The organism is Pseudomonas sp. MG-9, from assembly GCF_018729515.1.
GTDB lineage: Bacteria > Pseudomonadota > Gammaproteobacteria > Pseudomonadales > Pseudomonadaceae > Aquipseudomonas > Aquipseudomonas serboccidentalis.
The window spans coordinates 174,994-190,168 of sequence record NZ_JAHHZH010000010.1 but is presented as its reverse complement, the minus strand read 5'-3'; the positions used below and the strand labels follow the sequence as shown (position 1 = coordinate 190,168).

The window sequence follows — 15,175 nt, the reverse complement described above, 5'->3', positions numbered from 1 at the left end:
GATGAAGGCCCGCATCGAAAAGAAGCTGAGCAAGCGCCTAGTCCAATTGCATCCAGCGCTGTACCGAAAGGCGTGGCGTAATGACGAGCATTCTGAACTGGCGTATGAGCAGCGCACACGGGTTCGGCATTGCCTCAGCGTTGGCGGCGGCACTGACTACTGGGGCGATGGGATGGACGCCTACACCGTGTGGGCTGATTGGAAAATGAATTGGCCCTGGCACGGGCCATTCAACGCTTACCCTGAAGGCCATCAGTTCGAGAGCTATCCGGACACCGGCAATTTCAGACCGACAACGCAGAACCTGCTGAAGCTGGCAGCCAATTGCGAACTGTCAGAGCGCGCCAAGGCGCGGGCGCGATGAACCGCATGGTCAGGGTCCGCACCGAGGAACTGACCGGCCCGGCGCTGGACTGGACAATCAACGCGATCGAGGGCGATCACCAACCCGGCACCGGCCAGTTGCAACTCTTCGCCCTGCCCGACGCCGAGCACCTGGTCACGAAGTACGGCGTCTGGGTCGATGTTGGCCACCGGCACCCATGGCTGGCCGACCTCACCGACGATCCGTTCAACCGGGTCACCGGCGAAACCCGAACCATCGCAGTGTTCCGCGCCGTGGTCTTCGCCAAGCGCGGCGCCGCGGTAAAAGTCCCCGCCGAACTCATCCAGTTGTAAACCCTAAATTGACAACTCAACAGCCTGCCGGTGTACGGCGGGCGAGGTATTCCCATGTCAGCAGTTCAACGATTCCACGAAGCGGCCAACGACGCATTGATCAAACTCAGCGAGCATTGCCTACCCGGAGCCAAGCTGGCTCTAGTGATTTACACACCAGGCGAGCCAGAGCGCGACATCCTCATCGAGGACCAGGGTCTGGATCGGGACGAGCTGGTCAGCACCTTGCGCCGGCGTGGCCTGAGCATCGACGGCGACAACGCCTACAAGCGTGACCTGCTGGATGCTGTGGTCGGAGCGCTGGCCCTTGGCGCGCAGAACAGCAACCCGCCGCCATCCGATCATTGGGCAACGCGATTCTGGGAAATCGGTCGGGAAGAGCGCGAGCTGCACGAAGAGCTGGTCGCGGCGCTGAAGATCACCCGCGAGAACTTGCGCGCCTGCCAAGCCACGATTCACCTGGCAGGCGGGTTCGATCCCGCCTACGTCAACGATGCACAGGCCGCGATGAAGGAGGCCGACGCAGTGCTCACCAAAGACGGCATATAACCCATCACCACCTTCTGCCGCCACGCGCGGCATGGAGCATCACAATGGCAAAAATTCTGGCCCAGATCACGGTCAAGTTGCCGCGCCTTATGGAGGCAGGCGAATACAGAAAGCTCCGCTACGTCGGCGGCAAGCCGAGTTTGCAGCAGTTGAAAAAATGGATTGAGGAAGGCGAAGTGGTAGGAGAGGTAAAAGGAGGGATGTATTTCGTGGATGTGCAGGCGGCCGTGATGGGGTCCGATGATCCCCTGCTGGCCAAGATGTTGGAGATAGGCTGATGGCTGCCCGGCCGCGCACGCTCAAAAACAGGAAGCTACCGCCAAATCTTTACCCGAACGGTAAATATTTTCGGTACCGGAACCCCATCACCGGTTTGATGACGAGCATCAACCGCCCACTTGAGGAGGCAATCAAGCTCGCGCACGCAGCAAACCTCAAGGTCGCGGCGCTGGTCGTCGATGACGGCGCGCTGCTCACTCTGCTGACAGGCGACCGGTTGCCGACGGTGAGCAACCTACTGGAGCGGTTCAATGACGAATGGCTGGTGGACAAGGGCTATGCGGCGCGGACGTTGGAAGAGATCAAGTTCAAGCTCGAGCGGTACCGGCAGGATCTCGGCGATCGGCTGATCGGTCAGATGGACGTGCTGGCGATGGCCGAATACCTGGACCAGTTCAGCAACAACGCTTACACGAAGCACCGCGGGCTGTGGGTGCAGATCTTCGCTTTCGCAGTGGCAAAGGGATTGGCCGAGCGCAACTGCGCCGAGCTGACACTGGTCAAGAAGGAAGCCGAGAAGAAGCGCCAGCGGCACACGCTGGAAGGACTGAAGACGATTATCGATGCGGTGACCACGCCGCCCTGGCTCAAACGAGCAATCCGCCTGGCACTGGCCAGCCTTCAGCGCCGCGAGGATATCGTGACCTGGCTGAAGTCGGCGGTCGATATGGATAAGAACACTCTGACCGTGTCGCCGGGCAAGACTCAGGGATACGACAATCCGGTTCACCTGAAAATCACCATGGGTGCCGCGCTGCGTGAAGTCGTCGGCGAGTGCCTGCGATCGCCGTTGGTGTCGCCCTACCTGATCCACTACAAACCGAAGGCCCGGCGCCGTGAACAGATCGACGCGAAGGACCACTGGACGTCGGTAACCCCGGATTATCTGACCAAGGAGTTCAGCAAGGCGCGGGACGCGGCGCACGCTTATGACCATGTGCCGGCCGGTGAGCGCCCCACTTTTCACGAGATCCGCGCTTTAGGTGCGTGGCTGTACGAACAGCAGAACTTCCCGCAGGAATACATTCAGGCGCTGCTGGGCCACGCGGACGAGAAGATGACGAAGCACTACCAGGAGGGACACGGCGACAAGACGATCGACTATGTTGAGGTGAGCGCCGAACTGGCGTTCTGAGGTGGGAGTTTTGCAAAAGTTTTGCAAAAGTTTTGCAAATCGCAGACAACAAAAAAGGGCCCACCTTTCGGTGAGCCCTTCTAGACCGCCCAGCAGAGCGGATTTTGTTTGGTAGGCGCGATTGGACTCGAACCAACGACCCCCACCATGTCAAGGTGGTGCTCTAACCAACTGAGCTACGTGCCTGCTGTGAGGCGGCATTCTACGGAATTCCGGAGGGGTGTCAACACCTTTTTTTCACCTAACCCTATGAATATGCAAAATATTTAATTTCGGGCCGGCGAAGAAGATTTTTCCGGTGGCTGGCGGAGGTTTTTCAACTCGGGTAGGATCGGTGCACTCGTAAAATATATTAAACAGAGGCTGCAGGATGGCGAACACCCCTTACCCAGAGTCTTATTACGCTGCGTCGGCTAATGCCGTACCGCCACGTCCAGCCTTGCAGGATGATGTGGAGACGGATGTCTGTGTGATCGGCGCCGGGTACACCGGGCTGTCCTCGGCGTTGTTTCTGCTGGAGAACGGTTTTCGCGTGACGGTGCTGGAAGCGGCCAAGGTCGGTTTCGGTGCTTCAGGGCGTAATGGCGGGCAGATCGTCAACAGCTATAGCCGCGACATCGACGTTATCGAACGCACTGTCGGCCCCAGGCAGGCGCAACTGCTCGGGCAGATGGCTTTTGAAGGCGGCCGGATCATCCGTGAGCGCGTTGCCAAGTACAACATCCAGTGTGACCTGAAGGATGGCGGCGTGTTCGCCGCCCTCTCCGCCAAGCAGATGGGCCACCTCGAATCGCAGAAGCGCCTGTGGGAACGCTTCGGCCACACGCAACTGGAACTGCTCGACGAGCGCCGCATTCGCGAAGTGGTGGCCTGCGATCAGTACGTCGGCGGCATGCTCGATATGAGCGGCGGCCACATCCATCCGCTGAACCTGGCGCTGGGTGAGGCCGCCGCGGTGGAATCCCTCGGCAGCACCATTTACGAACAATCGCCCGCCGTACGCATCGAGCGCGGCGCCAACCCGGTGGTGCACACGCCGCAGGGCAAGGTCAGGGCCAAGTTCATCATCGTCGCCGGCAACGCCTACCTCGGCAATCTGGTGCCGGAACTCGCGGCCAAGTCCATGCCATGCGGCACCCAGGTGATCACCACCGAACCGCTGGGCGAAGAACTGGCAAAATCCCTGCTGCCACAGGATTACTGCGTCGAAGACTGTAATTACCTGCTCGACTATTACCGCCTGACCGGCGACAAGCGCCTGATCTTCGGTGGCGGCGTGGTTTATGGCGCGCGGGACCCGGCGAACATCGAAGCGATCATCCGCCCGAAAATGCTCAAGGCGTTCCCACAACTGAAAGACGTGAAGATTGATTACGCGTGGACGGGCAACTTCCTGCTGACCCTGTCGCGCCTGCCGCAGGTCGGGCGCCTGGGCGACAACATCTACTACTCGCAGGGCTGCAGCGGCCACGGCGTGACCTACACACACCTGGCGGGCAAGGTGCTGGCCGAAGCGTTGCGCGGTCAGGCTGAGCGTTTCGATGCGTTTGCCGACCTGCCACACTACCCGTTCCCCGGCGGGCAGTTGCTGCGTACGCCGTTCGCCGCGCTGGGCGCGTGGTATTACGGCTTGCGTGACAAACTGGGCTTCTGACCGCAGAAAAAATTGTGGCGAGGGGATTTACCCCCTCGCCACAAAAGCGCTATCAGATCGTTTCAGAGTTGCTCTCGGGCAATCCCGCTACGGATCCGCAAGATATCCGCCAGCACCGCCAGGGCGATTTCCGCCGGTGTCTTGCTGCCCAGGTTCAAGCCGATCGGCGCATGGATCCGCGCCAGTTCAACCTCCCCCAACCCGCCAATCCTGCGCAGGCGCTCGAAGCGCTTCTGCGAGGTCTGTTGCGAGCCCATGACGCCGATGTAAAACGCCTCGGTGCGCACCGCCTCCATCATCGCCAGATCGTCGATACGCGGATCGTGAGTCAGCGCCACCACCGCGGTATCGCGGTGACAGCCGCCGTCGGCAATAAACACCGATGGCAACTGCCGACGAATCTCCACGCCATTCAGCACTACGCCTTCGAGCACTTCATCGCGCGGATCGCAGAGAATCACTTCGAAGCCAAGACCGACCGCGAACTCGGCGCAGGCCTGCGCCACGCTGGAGTACCCCGCCAATAGCAAGCGCTGAGCGGCACCCACGCGAATCCGCACCCGGTCGATCTCGCGCTCGATGCGCGCGCCCTGCTCGCGATCAGCGAACAGACTGCGCGCACCACTGGCCAGATCGACTTCGCGAATCAAGCGGTGCTGACCGAGCAGCGCCGATTCGAGCTCACGCAGATGCGCCTGCACCTCGCAGCCGGCGTCAAATTTCTCTACCAGTACGTCGAGAATGCCGCCACAGGGCAGGCTGACCCGCGAGCGCGGATCATCACCTTCGCCGTAGCGCACCACGCTGACCGCATCGAGAAACGCGCCTTCCGCCACGCGCTCGAGAAAGTCCTCCTCGACGCAGCCACCGGACAGCGACCCGATCCACTGTCCGCCATCGTTCACTGCGAGCAGTGAGCCCGGCGCACGCGGCGCCGAGCCGTAGGTGGTCAGCACCGTGCAGAGCCAGATGCGCTGCCCCGCCACCGACCACTCCAGCGCCCGTCGCACCACTTGCAGATCGAGATGCTGCATGTCAGTGCGCCTTGTGCTCGACGGCCGGAACTTGCGCTTGCAGCTTCTGCACATCGCTGACCGCCAGCTCCGCCGATTGACCGCCCCAGCCTTGACGCAGGTAGTTCAGCAGATCGGTCAGTTGTTCAGCGCTGAGCTTGTCGGCAAAACCCGGCATCGGCTGCATGTGCTCGAACCCGGCGAATTTCTGTTCGCCGATGCCGTCCTCGATCACCCGCACCAGGTTGCGCGGATCCTCCAGACGCAGCGTGGTATTGCCACGCATGGCCACGGCGATGTGCGGCTTGCCTTCACCACCGGCGGCATGGCAACCGGCGCAGACGTTCAAATATTCCTGACGGCCGCGCTGGGCGCTCGGGCTGAGCTTGTCCACCGACACCTCAACGAGCTCTTTGGCTGCAGGCGGCTTGTCACCAAGCAGGAACGTCGCCATCGCCGCCAGATCCTGATCGTTCAGGCCTTGGGTGCTGTTGTGGAATACCGGGAACATCTCGTTGAACATCGTGCCCTGGGCGCTCATGCCGTGCTTGAGGAACGTGCTCAGGTCCTGCTGATTCCAGCCGCGCGCCGCCAGATCAGTGGCGAGCAGGCTCGGCGCCAGATAGCCATTGAGGATACCCCCAGTCAGACGCTTGTCCAGTTGCATCGCACCCGGCAGGCCGCGTGGCGTATGGCATTCGCCGCAGTGACCGAGCACTTCGACCATGTACTGGCCGCGCTTCCAGGCCTCGCTTTTGCCTTCGCCAGGCTCCAGCTTCAAGGCTTTGCCGTAGAGCATGTTCCAGCCCATCAGACCCAGACGCACGTTGAACGGAAAGCTCAGACTGGTGACCGGCGCGGCGCGCTCGATCGGCTCGATGGTTTTCAGGTACGCGTGGATCGCATCCGAATCTTCCCGCGGCACCAGGTGATACGAGGTATACGGCATTGCCGGGTACAGATTCGCCCCGTCGCGACGCTTGCCTTCGGTCAGCGCCGCGAAGAACTCGTCATCGCTGTACAGGCCGATGCCGTGCTCTTTGCTCGGGGTGATGTTGGTGCCGTAGATCGTGCCGAACGGCGAGACGATCGGCAGCCCGCCAGCAAACGGCGCGCCACCCGGTGCGGTGTGGCACGCCATGCAGTCGGCGGCGCGGGCGAGGTATTCGCCGCGCTTGACCTGATCGTCGGCGTGGGCAAACACCACCGGCGCAGCCAGCCCGACCGCCAGGGTCAGGCGGGTCAGTAGATGCTTCATGCTCAACCCTCCTTGACCAGGCCGAGATCGGTCAGCACGTTGCGGGTGGCGTTGTAATAACGCACGTACCCGGTGCAACGGCAGACGTGATGGCCGAGGCTGTCCTCGATGACCTGTTCCAGCTTGCTCTTGGCGATCGGCTGGCGCTGCAGCTTCTCCACCAGCACCGTCGCGGCGTTGACGAAGCCCGGTGCGCAATAGCTGCACTGGAAGGCGAATTCGTCGACGAAGCGTTGCTGGATCGGGTTCAGCTCAGTGACCTGACCCTGCTCGTCACGCTTGGCGTGGGCTTCGATGGTGCGCACTTTCTTGCCTTCGAAGTAATGCGCGCCGGTGATGCAGGTACGCACTTCTTCGCTGGTGCCGTCGGGGTTGTCGACGATCACCACGCAGGCGTGGCAGATGCCCTGACCGCAGCCCAGGCGCGAACCGGTGAGGTTCTTGTATTCGTGCAGGTAGTCGATCATCGGCAGGTCATCAGGGATGTCCACCGGGCCGACGGATTGACCGTTGAGGGTCAGTTGAAGCGGACGGTTAGCCATTGAGGGCCTCCTTGATGCGCGCAGCAGTGATTGGCAGATCGCGAACACGTTTACCGATGGCGTGTGCCACGGCGTTACCGATGGCACCGACCACCGGGATCATCACCACTTCGGCGATGCCTTTGGACGGATCGCTCGGCGACAGCGGCGGCAGAATCTCCGCGGTCTGCTTCCACACCGCAACGTGGCGGGCCATCGGCAGGCGATAACGGTTGAAGTTCCAGTCACCCTCCCCCGGTCCGCCTTCGTACAGCGGCATCTCTTCCATCAGCGCGTGACCGATGCCCATGGCGATCCCGCCTTCGAGCTGGCCCTTGACCAGTTCTTCGACCAGCACCCGACCGCACTCGACCCACGAGTGGTGGTTGAGCACTTCGACTTCCGCCGAGCCTTTGTTGACCTTCAGCTCTACCAGCGTCGCGACCGGGCTGTAGTAAGTCACAGCAGCGTTGTTCAACTGGACAACCGGGTAGTTGATGTTCTGGCGATCCAGCAGGTGGAAACCCGCCGTGCTCATCAGCGCTTTCTTCGCCTTCGGCGCGCCATCGCCGTACTTCACCGCCAGACCGTCGAGCGGCAGACGCTCGCGCACGCCGTCGATGCTGTATTCGGCCTCGGCCCAGCTCCAGCGGTTGAACGCATGAACGGTGGCGCCGGTCACCAGACCACGCTCGTGAGCGTGCTTGGCCAGCTCTTCGAAGCTCAACGGCTGCATGCCGTTGGCGGTGAGCTTGCCGTCGACCCAATGCGCATCTTCGCGACGTACCACGTAAGGGTTGGCTTGACCGCCATAAGGGCCCTGACGCCAGATCTCCATGGCCGCCGGCCACAGACCGTTGTTGAACAGCACGCGTGCCGCTTCACGGGTGGCGTGGCTGAAGTAGTAAGCCGAGTTGGTCGCGGACGATGCCGAGGCCAGCTTGCCGACCCAGCGCGGATTGCGCAGCAGGTTGTCCTGCTCGGCCTGACTCATGATGTAAGGGTTGCCGCTGGTGATCAGCTGCATTTCCTTCCATTCGGTTTCGCCGGTCTTCACGTCATGCGCCGGGCTGCCGAGGAAGTCGGCCACCACCAGCGCTTGCGAAGTGGACATGCCGGTGCCGATTTCAATGCCGATGTGGCGCAGGGTGATGCGACCTTCAGCGCTGAATTCGATGCTGGCCATCGGCGCTTCGGAACCGGTGCCGAAGTCTTTTTGGCAAATGGCAAAACCCACGCCGTACCAGTTATCCGGGTCCGCAGCTTCGCGCTGCTGCTTGATCGCGTCGCGGTTTTTCCAGACTTCGTGCACCGAGGCCTTGTCGAGAATCTCGTGCAGGCGCAAGGCACCGGCCGGGATCGCGCCCTGGGTGTTTTTCATGCCCGAACGCAGGGCGTTCTTGCGACGCAGATCGATCGCGTCGATACCGAGGCGATTGGCGATTTCGTCGACCATCATTTCGGTCGAGGCCATGCTTTGCAGCGTGCCGTAGCCGCGCATCGAACCCGCTTCAACACCACGGGAGTGGTAGGCGGTGACCTGCAGATCGTTCTGCGGCATGTAGTAAATCGACTGCGCCGCCGTGGCGCCCACCGCCGCCACCGACGGGCTGTAGTTGATCCGACCGCCGCCGTCGACGCTCATTTCAGCGCGGAAAATCTTGAAGCTGTAGTCGTTCTTGTCCACCGCCAGTTGGTAGCGGATATCGAACGGGTGGCGCTTGATGCCGCTCTGGAACTGCTCGTAGCGATCGTTGGCCAGACGTATCGGCACACCAGCGCCGTACAGCGCCGCGAGGGCGGCGTAGTAGACGAAGATGTTGTGGTCTTTGGAACCGTAACCCACGGTGTAACCCGGGTGCATGTTCAGGTTGGCCAGACCGAAGCGCGACGGCGCGATCATTTTCGCGGTCTCGGTCGCCGCTTCCAGCGGGCACTGGGTGGCAACCACGAAGTGCAGGGTCTTGGTTTTCGGGTCGTACCAGCCGTTGCCGTTGTCCGGCTCCATCGCGGCCGGTTCGATCGACGGGGTCTTGTAACGCTCATCGAACACCAGCCAGTTGTCCGGCGGTGTATCGATCTCTTTCTTCATGCGGTCAGCGTAAAACAGACCACGTTCGGTCAGGTTGCCGTGCAGGTTCGGCTGGGAATTCCACACCGGACGACGGTTCTTCAGCATCGGGAACAGGATCGAGTCCTTGAGGCTGGCGAATTCGTCTTCGTCGGCCGAGGTGGGACCGCCCACGCGCACGTAGCGGAAGCTGCCATAAGGGTCGCCTTCGTAGTACGGCACTTGCGCACCGTAACGAATCGCCTTGTCATTGAATTTGAGTTTGTTCTTGGCCTGGCGGAAACGCTCGAAATCGTTCCAGATCAGGATCGCTACCGGATGACCGATGAACATCGGCACTTTGCCTTCAGGCAGCAATGGGTCCGGCGCGTGCTCTTCCGGGAACACAATACCGTCCTTGTCCAGGTCGGCTGCGGTGACGATGCGGTCAGGTTGCAGATCAGCGCCGAGCCACGACAGGTCGTAGCCATCGTAGATTCGGTCGGCCTTGATGGTTTTGAGCAGCATGGCGTGGCCCTGTTGCTCAGGCCAGCCCGGCATGTCCTTGGAACGAATGTCACGGGCAAATACTTTGCTGCCACAGACTTTGGACAATGCGTCGTTACGTTGGCGCGCCTTGCCATTGTTGCCGAGCCACTTCTCGGACGGCACGGTCACGCTGTTTTCCATCAAGGCAGCCAGCGCCTGACTGCTGAGCGGCGCAAGCGTAACGCTCACACCCGCCACCAGCCCGCCCTGAAGGAACGAGCGCCGGGATATATCACGGTTGGACATGGATCATCCTCTGGGCGGTTATGTGTCCGCCCTTCTGGTTATCTACTGGGAATCTCGAGTCTTGCAGAAGCCCTTTTTGGCTAAACAAAGGGCGTAATGACAGTGCAAAGCTGACCGAAAGGTTAACTTTAAAGGTTTCCGGGCTCGCAGCAAACAACCAGTTACAAAAATTTGACTAAAGAATCAAAAAATCAATGCGACGTGGCACCGCAGCAAACAGCAAAAAACCCTGTAGGCGCTGCGGCACGCTGCGATCTTTTGATGTCGATCTTGAAAAATCAGAATCAGGATCAAAAGATCGCAGCGTGCCGCAGCGCCTACAGGGCTTGGGCATGAAGCAGGAAATGGGAGAAGGTCAAATTTCAGACACAAAAAACCCCGGTCTTTCGACCAGGGTCTTTGCTATCGATTCCGAACCAACCAAAGGTTGCTTTCGGTGTTCCAAGGCGTTCAGTGGTCCTTGAAACAGATATGGCGCAGCGGACGGGACTCGAACCCGCGACCCCCGGCGTGACAGGCCGGTATTCTAACCGACTGAACTACCGCTGCGTATCGCTTTGAGCTTGCGCTCAAGTAACTCGTTTTGATTGAAAGCTTCGGTGCTTTTCAATCGCGAACCAGACAATGCCTGACTCGTAAAATATGGCGCAGCGGACGGGACTCGAACCCGCGACCCCCGGCGTGACAGGCCGGTATTCTAACCGACTGAACTACCGCTGCGCGTCGGTGGAGGCACTTTCAGCCTACCTCTTGCTTTCGCAAGTCTCTCGGGAGTGGTGGGTGATGACGGGATCGAACCGCCGACATTCTGCTTGTAAGGCAGACGCTCTCCCAGCTGAGCTAATCACCCGTTTGCATCTCCGAGGCCGCGAAATTTACGCAGGTAGCGAACCTAAGTCAATAGCAGGATTGAAGTTTTTTTCAAAAACAGTTTTTAGCGGCAAGTCTCAAGCTGCAAGAAAAAGCATAAACATCTAAACCAGATACACCGTGATCTCGCCTCAACTTGCAGCTCGACGCTTGCAGCTGCCTCTCACTGCTCGTAAATCATCTTTTTCGTCATGCCACCGTCGACGACAAATTCCTGCCCGGTCACAAACCCGGCATTGCGCGACAGCAGCCACGCCACCATCGCCGCCACATCCTCGACCGTCCCTACCCTGCCCGCCGGATGCTGAGCATGATCGGTATCGGCCAATGGCTCGGCACGCCGCGCCGACGGATCGCGCGCATCGATCCAGCCTGGGCTGACCGCATTGACGCGGATCTCCGGCCCAAGGCTGATCGCCAGTGCATGCGTGAGCGCCAACAGCCCGCCCTTGCTCGCCGCATAAGCCTCGGTATCCGGCTCGGACTGGGCCGCACGGGTCGACGCCAGATTGACGATCGAGCCGTTGTGCGCCCGCAGATACGGCGCACAGTGCTTGGCCAGCAGCATCGGCCCGCTGAGATTCACCGCCAGCACCCGGTTCCAGTAAGCCAGATCAAGGCTTTCCAGAGTGATGTTGTGCGGATCCGCCACCGCCGCGTTGCACACCAGCGCATCCAGACGACCGAATTGCCCGAGCACTTCGGCAACGCCGAGCGCTACCTGGCTTTCATCCGCCACGTCCATGGCGATGAACCAGGCATTCTCGCCCAGCACCTTCGCCACTTTCGAACCACGCACACGATCAAGATCCGTCAGCACCACTTGCCAGCCTTCGCTGATCAGCCACGCCGCGATACCCAGACCGATGCCGCGCGCAGCACCCGTGACCAGCGCGACGCGGCCATGAGTGCCTGCTGTCGGAGTAGACAACTCGATCACAACGCCGCCAGACCGCGCGACAGATCGGCCTGCAGGTCCGCCACGTCCTCCAGACCGACCGCAATGCGGATCAGGCTGTCACGAATCCCCGCCGCTTTACGTTCCTGCGGCGCCAGACGGCCGTGGGAGGTAGTGCTCGGGTGGGTGATGGTGGTTTTGCTGTCACCGAGATTGGCGGTGATCGAAATCAACCGGGTCGCATCGATAAAGCGCCAGGCGCCCTCTTTGCCGCCCTTGACCTCGAAACTCACCACCGCACCGAAGCCCTTCTGCTGACGCTGGGCCAGTTCGTGCTGCGGATGGCTCTTTAGACCAGCGTAATGGACTTTCTCGATACCGTCCTGCTGCTCCAGCCATTCGGCCAGTTGCTGGGCGTTGGCGCAGTGCGCCTTCATCCGCAGGTTCAGGGTTTCCAGGCCCTTGAGGAAGATCCACGCGTTGAACGGGCTCAGGGTCGGCCCGGCGGTGCGCAGGAAACCGACGACTTCCTTCATCTGCTCGCTGCGACCGGCCACCACACCTCCCATGCAACGACCCTGGCCGTCGATGAACTTGGTCGCCGAGTGCACGACGATGTCCGCACCGAGTTTCAGCGGTTGTTGCAGCGCAGGCGTGCAGAAGCAGTTGTCGACCACCAGCATCGCGCCTTTGGCGTGAGCGATTTCTGCCAGCGCGGTGATATCCACCAGCTCGGCCAGCGGGTTCGACGGCGACTCGACGAAAAGCAGTTTGGTGTTCGGTTTGATCGCCGCGTCCCACGCCGACAGATCGGCCAGCGGCACGTAATCGACTTCCACACCGAAGCGCTTGAAATATTTCTCGAACAGGCTGATGGTCGAACCGAACACGCTGCGCGACACCAGTACGTGATCGCCAGCGCTGCACAGGCTCATCACCACGGCCATGATCGCAGCCATACCGGTGGCGGTCGCAACGGCTTGCTCGGCGCTTTCCAGCGCAGCAATACGCTCTTCGAACGCGCGCACGGTCGGGTTGGTGTAACGCGAGTAAACGTTGCCCGGCACTTCCCCGGCAAACCGTGCAGCCGCGTCGGCAGCGGTGCGGAACACGTAGCTGGAAGTGAAGAACATCGGATCACCGTGTTCGCCTTCCGGCGTACGGTGCTGACCGGCACGTACGGCCAGGGTATCGAACGCTACGCCTTCGAGGTCGCTGTCCAGCCGACCGGCATCCCATTCCTGACTCATGCTGTCACTCCTTGCCCTGTTCTGAATAAGTAAAAGTCTTTTGCCAGATACAAAACCGGCCCCTCAGGGCCGGTAGAAACTCAGTTGTTGTACAGATCAATGATCGCACTGACCGCCTGGGTCTTGACCTTGGAGGCATCGTTGCGCGCCTGCTCGATCTTGTTCAGGTAAGCCTCATCGACATCGCCGGTGACGTACTTGCCGTCGAACACCGCGCAATCGAAGTGCTCGATCTTGATCTTGCCGCCACCGACCGCTTCGATCAAGTCAGGCAGGTCCTGATAGATCAGCCAGTCCGCGCCGATCAGATCCGCCACGTCTTGTGTCGAACGATTGTGCGCGATCAGCTCGTGAGCGCTCGGCATGTCGATGCCGTAGACGTTCGGGAAGCGTACTGCCGGAGCAGCCGAGCAGAAGTAGACGTTTTTCGCGCCGGCTTCGCGGGCCATCTGGATGATCTGCTTGCAGGTGGTACCGCGCACGATCGAGTCGTCGACCAGCATCACGTTCTTGCCGCGGAATTCCAGCTCGATGGCGTTGAGCTTCTGCCGAACCGACTTCTTGCGCGCAGCCTGGCCCGGCATGATGAAGGTACGACCGATGTAACGGTTCTTGACGAAACCTTCGCGGAATTTCACGCCCAGGTGATTCGCCAGCTCCAGCGCAGCGGTGCGGCTGGTGTCCGGAATCGGGATGACCACGTCGATGTCGTGCTCTGGACGCTCGCGCAGGATCTTCTCGGCGAGCTTCTCACCCATGCGCAGACGGGCCTTGTACACCGACACGCCGTCGATGATCGAGTCCGGACGCGCCAGGTAGACGTGTTCGAAGATGCACGGGGTCAGGGACGGGTTGGTCGCGCACTGACGGGTGTGCAGCTTGCCGTCTTCAGTGATGTAGACCGCTTCGCCCGGAGCCAGGTCGCGAATCAGGGTAAAGCCGAGCACGTCCAGCGAAACGCTTTCGGAGGCGATCATGTACTCGACGCCTTCGTCGGTGTGACGCTGGCCGAACACGATCGGACGAATGCCGTGCGGGTCACGGAAACCGACGATGCCGTAACCGGTGACCATCGCGACCACCGCGTAACCGCCGACACAACGGTTGTGCACGTCGGTCACGGCGGCAAACACGTCTTCTTCGGTCGGCTGCAGCTTGCCGCGCTGGGCCAGCTCGTGAGCGAACACGTTCAGCAGCACTTCCGAGTCGGAACTGGTGTTGACGTGACGCAGGTCGGATTCGTAAATCTCCTTGGCCAACTGTTCAACGTTGGTCAGGTTGCCGTTGTGCGCCAGGGTGATGCCGTACGGCGAGTTGACGTAAAACGGCTGAGCCTCGGCCGAGGTCGAGCTGCCGGCGGTCGGGTAACGCACGTGGCCGATACCCATGTGGCCGACCAGGCGCTGCATGTGACGCTGATGAAACACGTCACGCACCAGGCCATTGTCCTTGCGCAAGAACAACCGGCCATCATGGCTGGTCACGATACCGGCAGCGTCCTGGCCGCGGTGCTGGAGCACGGTTAGCGCGTCATACAGCGCCTGATTGACGTTCGACTTACCGACGATACCGACGATGCCACACATGCGACGCAACCCCTACTTAATGGATCTGAACTGAACAACACTCACTGTGGCGTTTTGGCCGACGGCAAGAGCTGCTCCTTGAACGGAATATCAGCGGGTACGCTGATTCCGCTGGCAAGCCACTGACTGCTCCACCCGAGAATCAGGTTTTTGGACCAGTCGGCGACCAATAGAAACTTTGGCACGAGCTGTGATTCTTTCCACCACCCGTCCTGCTGTACCGGCCCCAGGCTCAACAGCCCGACTGCCACGACCACCAGCAACACGCCACGCGCTGCGCCGAAGGCCATGCCCAGGAATCGGTCGGTGCCGGACAACCCGGTCACGCGAACCAACTCGCCGATAAGATAATTGATCATTGCGCCCACGATCAGTGTGGCGACAAACATGATGGCACAGCCCGCGATCACGCGAGCCGATGGGGTTTCGATGTATCCGGCGAGGTACTCGGACAGTGAGCCACCGAACATCCAGGCAACGGCTCCTGCAATGATCCAGGTCACCAGCGATAGTGCTTCCTTGACGAAGCCGCGGCTCAAACTGATCAAAGCGGAGATGGCGATGATTGCAACGATCGCCCAGTCAACCAGGGTAAATGGCACAGTGCAGCCTACAGACGGATAAGGCGGCGCATTTTAG

General features: G+C 60.8%; 15 protein-coding genes and 4 tRNA genes. 7 read left to right on the top strand and 12 right to left on the bottom strand.

Annotated features, from left to right (window positions below; all coding sequences use genetic code 11):
- Position 1 precedes the first annotated feature (1 nt).
- The 5 genes from KKQ10_RS24545 to KKQ10_RS24525 are packed head-to-tail and all read left to right on the top strand — an operon-like array spanning position 2 to position 2,641.
- The gene (locus tag KKQ10_RS24545) at positions 2-364 is read left to right on the top strand and encodes a hypothetical protein (protein ID WP_215502513.1); all 363 of its coding nucleotides are present in this window, start codon (positions 2-4) and stop codon (positions 362-364) included.
- Complete coding sequence (locus KKQ10_RS24540; protein WP_215502512.1) at positions 361-678, top strand: hypothetical protein; 318 nt, start codon at positions 361-363, stop codon at positions 676-678. Before KKQ10_RS24545 ends, KKQ10_RS24540 begins: the two co-directional genes overlap by 4 nt.
- A gap of 54 nt (positions 679-732) precedes the next feature.
- Positions 733-1,227, top strand: coding sequence for a hypothetical protein (locus KKQ10_RS24535; protein ID WP_215502511.1), 495 nt, complete (start codon positions 733-735; stop codon positions 1,225-1,227).
- 44 nt (positions 1,228-1,271) lie between these two features.
- Entirely contained in the window at positions 1,272-1,505 is a 234-nt protein-coding gene (locus KKQ10_RS24530; RefSeq protein WP_016773953.1) for a hypothetical protein, read from the top strand.
- Complete coding sequence (locus tag KKQ10_RS24525; RefSeq protein ID WP_215502510.1) at positions 1,505-2,641, top strand: tyrosine-type recombinase/integrase; 1,137 nt, start codon at positions 1,505-1,507, stop codon at positions 2,639-2,641. Before KKQ10_RS24530 ends, KKQ10_RS24525 begins: the two co-directional genes overlap by 1 nt.
- Positions 2,642-2,750: 109 nt before the next feature.
- Here KKQ10_RS24525 and KKQ10_RS24520 read toward each other — a convergent pair.
- Positions 2,751-2,827, bottom strand: a tRNA-Val gene (locus KKQ10_RS24520).
- A 184-nt stretch (positions 2,828-3,011) separates the two neighbouring features.
- Here KKQ10_RS24520 and KKQ10_RS24515 point away from each other — a divergent pair.
- Entirely contained in the window at positions 3,012-4,295 is a 1,284-nt protein-coding gene (locus KKQ10_RS24515; protein ID WP_215502509.1) for an NAD(P)/FAD-dependent oxidoreductase, read from the top strand.
- Positions 4,296-4,357: 62 nt separating this feature from the next.
- Here the strand turns inward: KKQ10_RS24515 and KKQ10_RS24510 are convergent, their stop codons facing one another.
- From KKQ10_RS24510 to KKQ10_RS24495, 4 genes are read right to left on the bottom strand one after another with little or no spacing between them, the layout of a single operon-like run.
- Positions 4,358-5,329 carry an XdhC family protein gene (locus tag KKQ10_RS24510; RefSeq protein WP_215502508.1) on the bottom strand — a complete coding sequence of 324 codons (972 nt, stop codon included), beginning with the start codon at positions 5,327-5,329 and terminating at the stop codon, positions 4,358-4,360.
- A 1-nt stretch (position 5,330) separates the two neighbouring features.
- A complete protein-coding gene (locus KKQ10_RS24505) occupies positions 5,331-6,566 on the bottom strand; it encodes a c-type cytochrome (RefSeq protein ID WP_127650434.1) in 1,236 nt (411 codons plus the stop codon).
- A gap of 2 nt (positions 6,567-6,568) precedes the next feature.
- Entirely contained in the window at positions 6,569-7,108 is a 540-nt protein-coding gene (locus KKQ10_RS24500) for a (2Fe-2S)-binding protein (protein ID WP_025111196.1), read from the bottom strand.
- Positions 7,101-9,932, bottom strand: coding sequence for a xanthine dehydrogenase family protein molybdopterin-binding subunit (locus KKQ10_RS24495; RefSeq protein ID WP_215502507.1), 2,832 nt, complete (start codon positions 9,930-9,932; stop codon positions 7,101-7,103). Before KKQ10_RS24495 ends, KKQ10_RS24500 begins: the two co-directional genes overlap by 8 nt.
- 194 nt (positions 9,933-10,126) lie before the next feature.
- Between KKQ10_RS24495 and KKQ10_RS24490 the strand changes: the two genes are divergently transcribed.
- Positions 10,127-10,396 (top strand): hypothetical protein, encoded by a 270-nt coding sequence (locus KKQ10_RS24490; RefSeq protein WP_215502506.1) that lies wholly within the window; start codon positions 10,127-10,129, stop codon positions 10,394-10,396.
- A gap of 8 nt (positions 10,397-10,404) precedes the next feature.
- On the opposite strand, the gene KKQ10_RS24485 is transcribed toward KKQ10_RS24490, so the two are convergent.
- From KKQ10_RS24485 to KKQ10_RS24455, 7 genes are all read right to left on the bottom strand, one after another.
- Positions 10,405-10,481: transfer RNA gene (locus KKQ10_RS24485), tRNA-Asp, on the bottom strand.
- 94 nt (positions 10,482-10,575) lie between these two features.
- Positions 10,576-10,652, bottom strand: a tRNA-Asp gene (locus KKQ10_RS24480).
- Between the two features lie 54 nt (positions 10,653-10,706).
- Positions 10,707-10,782: transfer RNA gene (locus tag KKQ10_RS24475), tRNA-Val, on the bottom strand.
- A gap of 183 nt (positions 10,783-10,965) precedes the next feature.
- Positions 10,966-11,742 carry an SDR family oxidoreductase gene (locus KKQ10_RS24470; protein WP_127650428.1) on the bottom strand — a complete coding sequence of 259 codons (777 nt, stop codon included), beginning with the start codon at positions 11,740-11,742 and terminating at the stop codon, positions 10,966-10,968.
- Complete coding sequence (locus tag KKQ10_RS24465; RefSeq protein WP_215502505.1) at positions 11,739-12,950, bottom strand: O-succinylhomoserine sulfhydrylase; 1,212 nt, start codon at positions 12,948-12,950, stop codon at positions 11,739-11,741. Before KKQ10_RS24465 ends, KKQ10_RS24470 begins: the two co-directional genes overlap by 4 nt.
- Positions 12,951-13,030: 80 nt before the next feature.
- Positions 13,031-14,536: an amidophosphoribosyltransferase gene (purF, locus tag KKQ10_RS24460; protein ID WP_127650424.1), complete on the bottom strand. Its 1,506-nt coding sequence runs from the start codon at positions 14,534-14,536 to the stop codon at positions 13,031-13,033.
- Between the two features lie 41 nt (positions 14,537-14,577).
- The gene (locus KKQ10_RS24455) at positions 14,578-15,138 is read right to left on the bottom strand and encodes a CvpA family protein (protein WP_007961197.1); all 561 of its coding nucleotides are present in this window, start codon (positions 15,136-15,138) and stop codon (positions 14,578-14,580) included.
- Positions 15,139-15,175: the final 37 nt, after the last annotated feature.

Coding starts and splice junctions, on each gene's coding strand:
- KKQ10_RS24545 (WP_215502513.1), top strand. CDS start 2: ATGAAGGCCCGCATCGAAAAGAAGCTGAGCAAGCGCCTAGTCCAATTG.
- KKQ10_RS24540 (WP_215502512.1), top strand. CDS start 361: ATGAACCGCATGGTCAGGGTCCGCACCGAGGAACTGACCGGCCCGGCG.
- KKQ10_RS24535 (WP_215502511.1), top strand. CDS start 733: ATGTCAGCAGTTCAACGATTCCACGAAGCGGCCAACGACGCATTGATC.
- KKQ10_RS24530 (WP_016773953.1), top strand. CDS start 1,272: ATGGCAAAAATTCTGGCCCAGATCACGGTCAAGTTGCCGCGCCTTATG.
- KKQ10_RS24525 (WP_215502510.1), top strand. CDS start 1,505: ATGGCTGCCCGGCCGCGCACGCTCAAAAACAGGAAGCTACCGCCAAAT.
- KKQ10_RS24515 (WP_215502509.1), top strand. CDS start 3,012: ATGGCGAACACCCCTTACCCAGAGTCTTATTACGCTGCGTCGGCTAAT.
- KKQ10_RS24510 (WP_215502508.1), bottom strand. CDS start 5,329: ATGCAGCATCTCGATCTGCAAGTGGTGCGACGGGCGCTGGAGTGGTCG.
- KKQ10_RS24505 (WP_127650434.1), bottom strand. CDS start 6,566: ATGAAGCATCTACTGACCCGCCTGACCCTGGCGGTCGGGCTGGCTGCG.
- KKQ10_RS24500 (WP_025111196.1), bottom strand. CDS start 7,108: ATGGCTAACCGTCCGCTTCAACTGACCCTCAACGGTCAATCCGTCGGC.
- KKQ10_RS24495 (WP_215502507.1), bottom strand. CDS start 9,932: ATGTCCAACCGTGATATATCCCGGCGCTCGTTCCTTCAGGGCGGGCTG.
- KKQ10_RS24490 (WP_215502506.1), top strand. CDS start 10,127: ATGCGACGTGGCACCGCAGCAAACAGCAAAAAACCCTGTAGGCGCTGC.
- KKQ10_RS24465 (WP_215502505.1), bottom strand. CDS start 12,950: ATGAGTCAGGAATGGGATGCCGGTCGGCTGGACAGCGACCTCGAAGGC.
- purF (WP_127650424.1), bottom strand. CDS start 14,536: ATGTGTGGCATCGTCGGTATCGTCGGTAAGTCGAACGTCAATCAGGCG.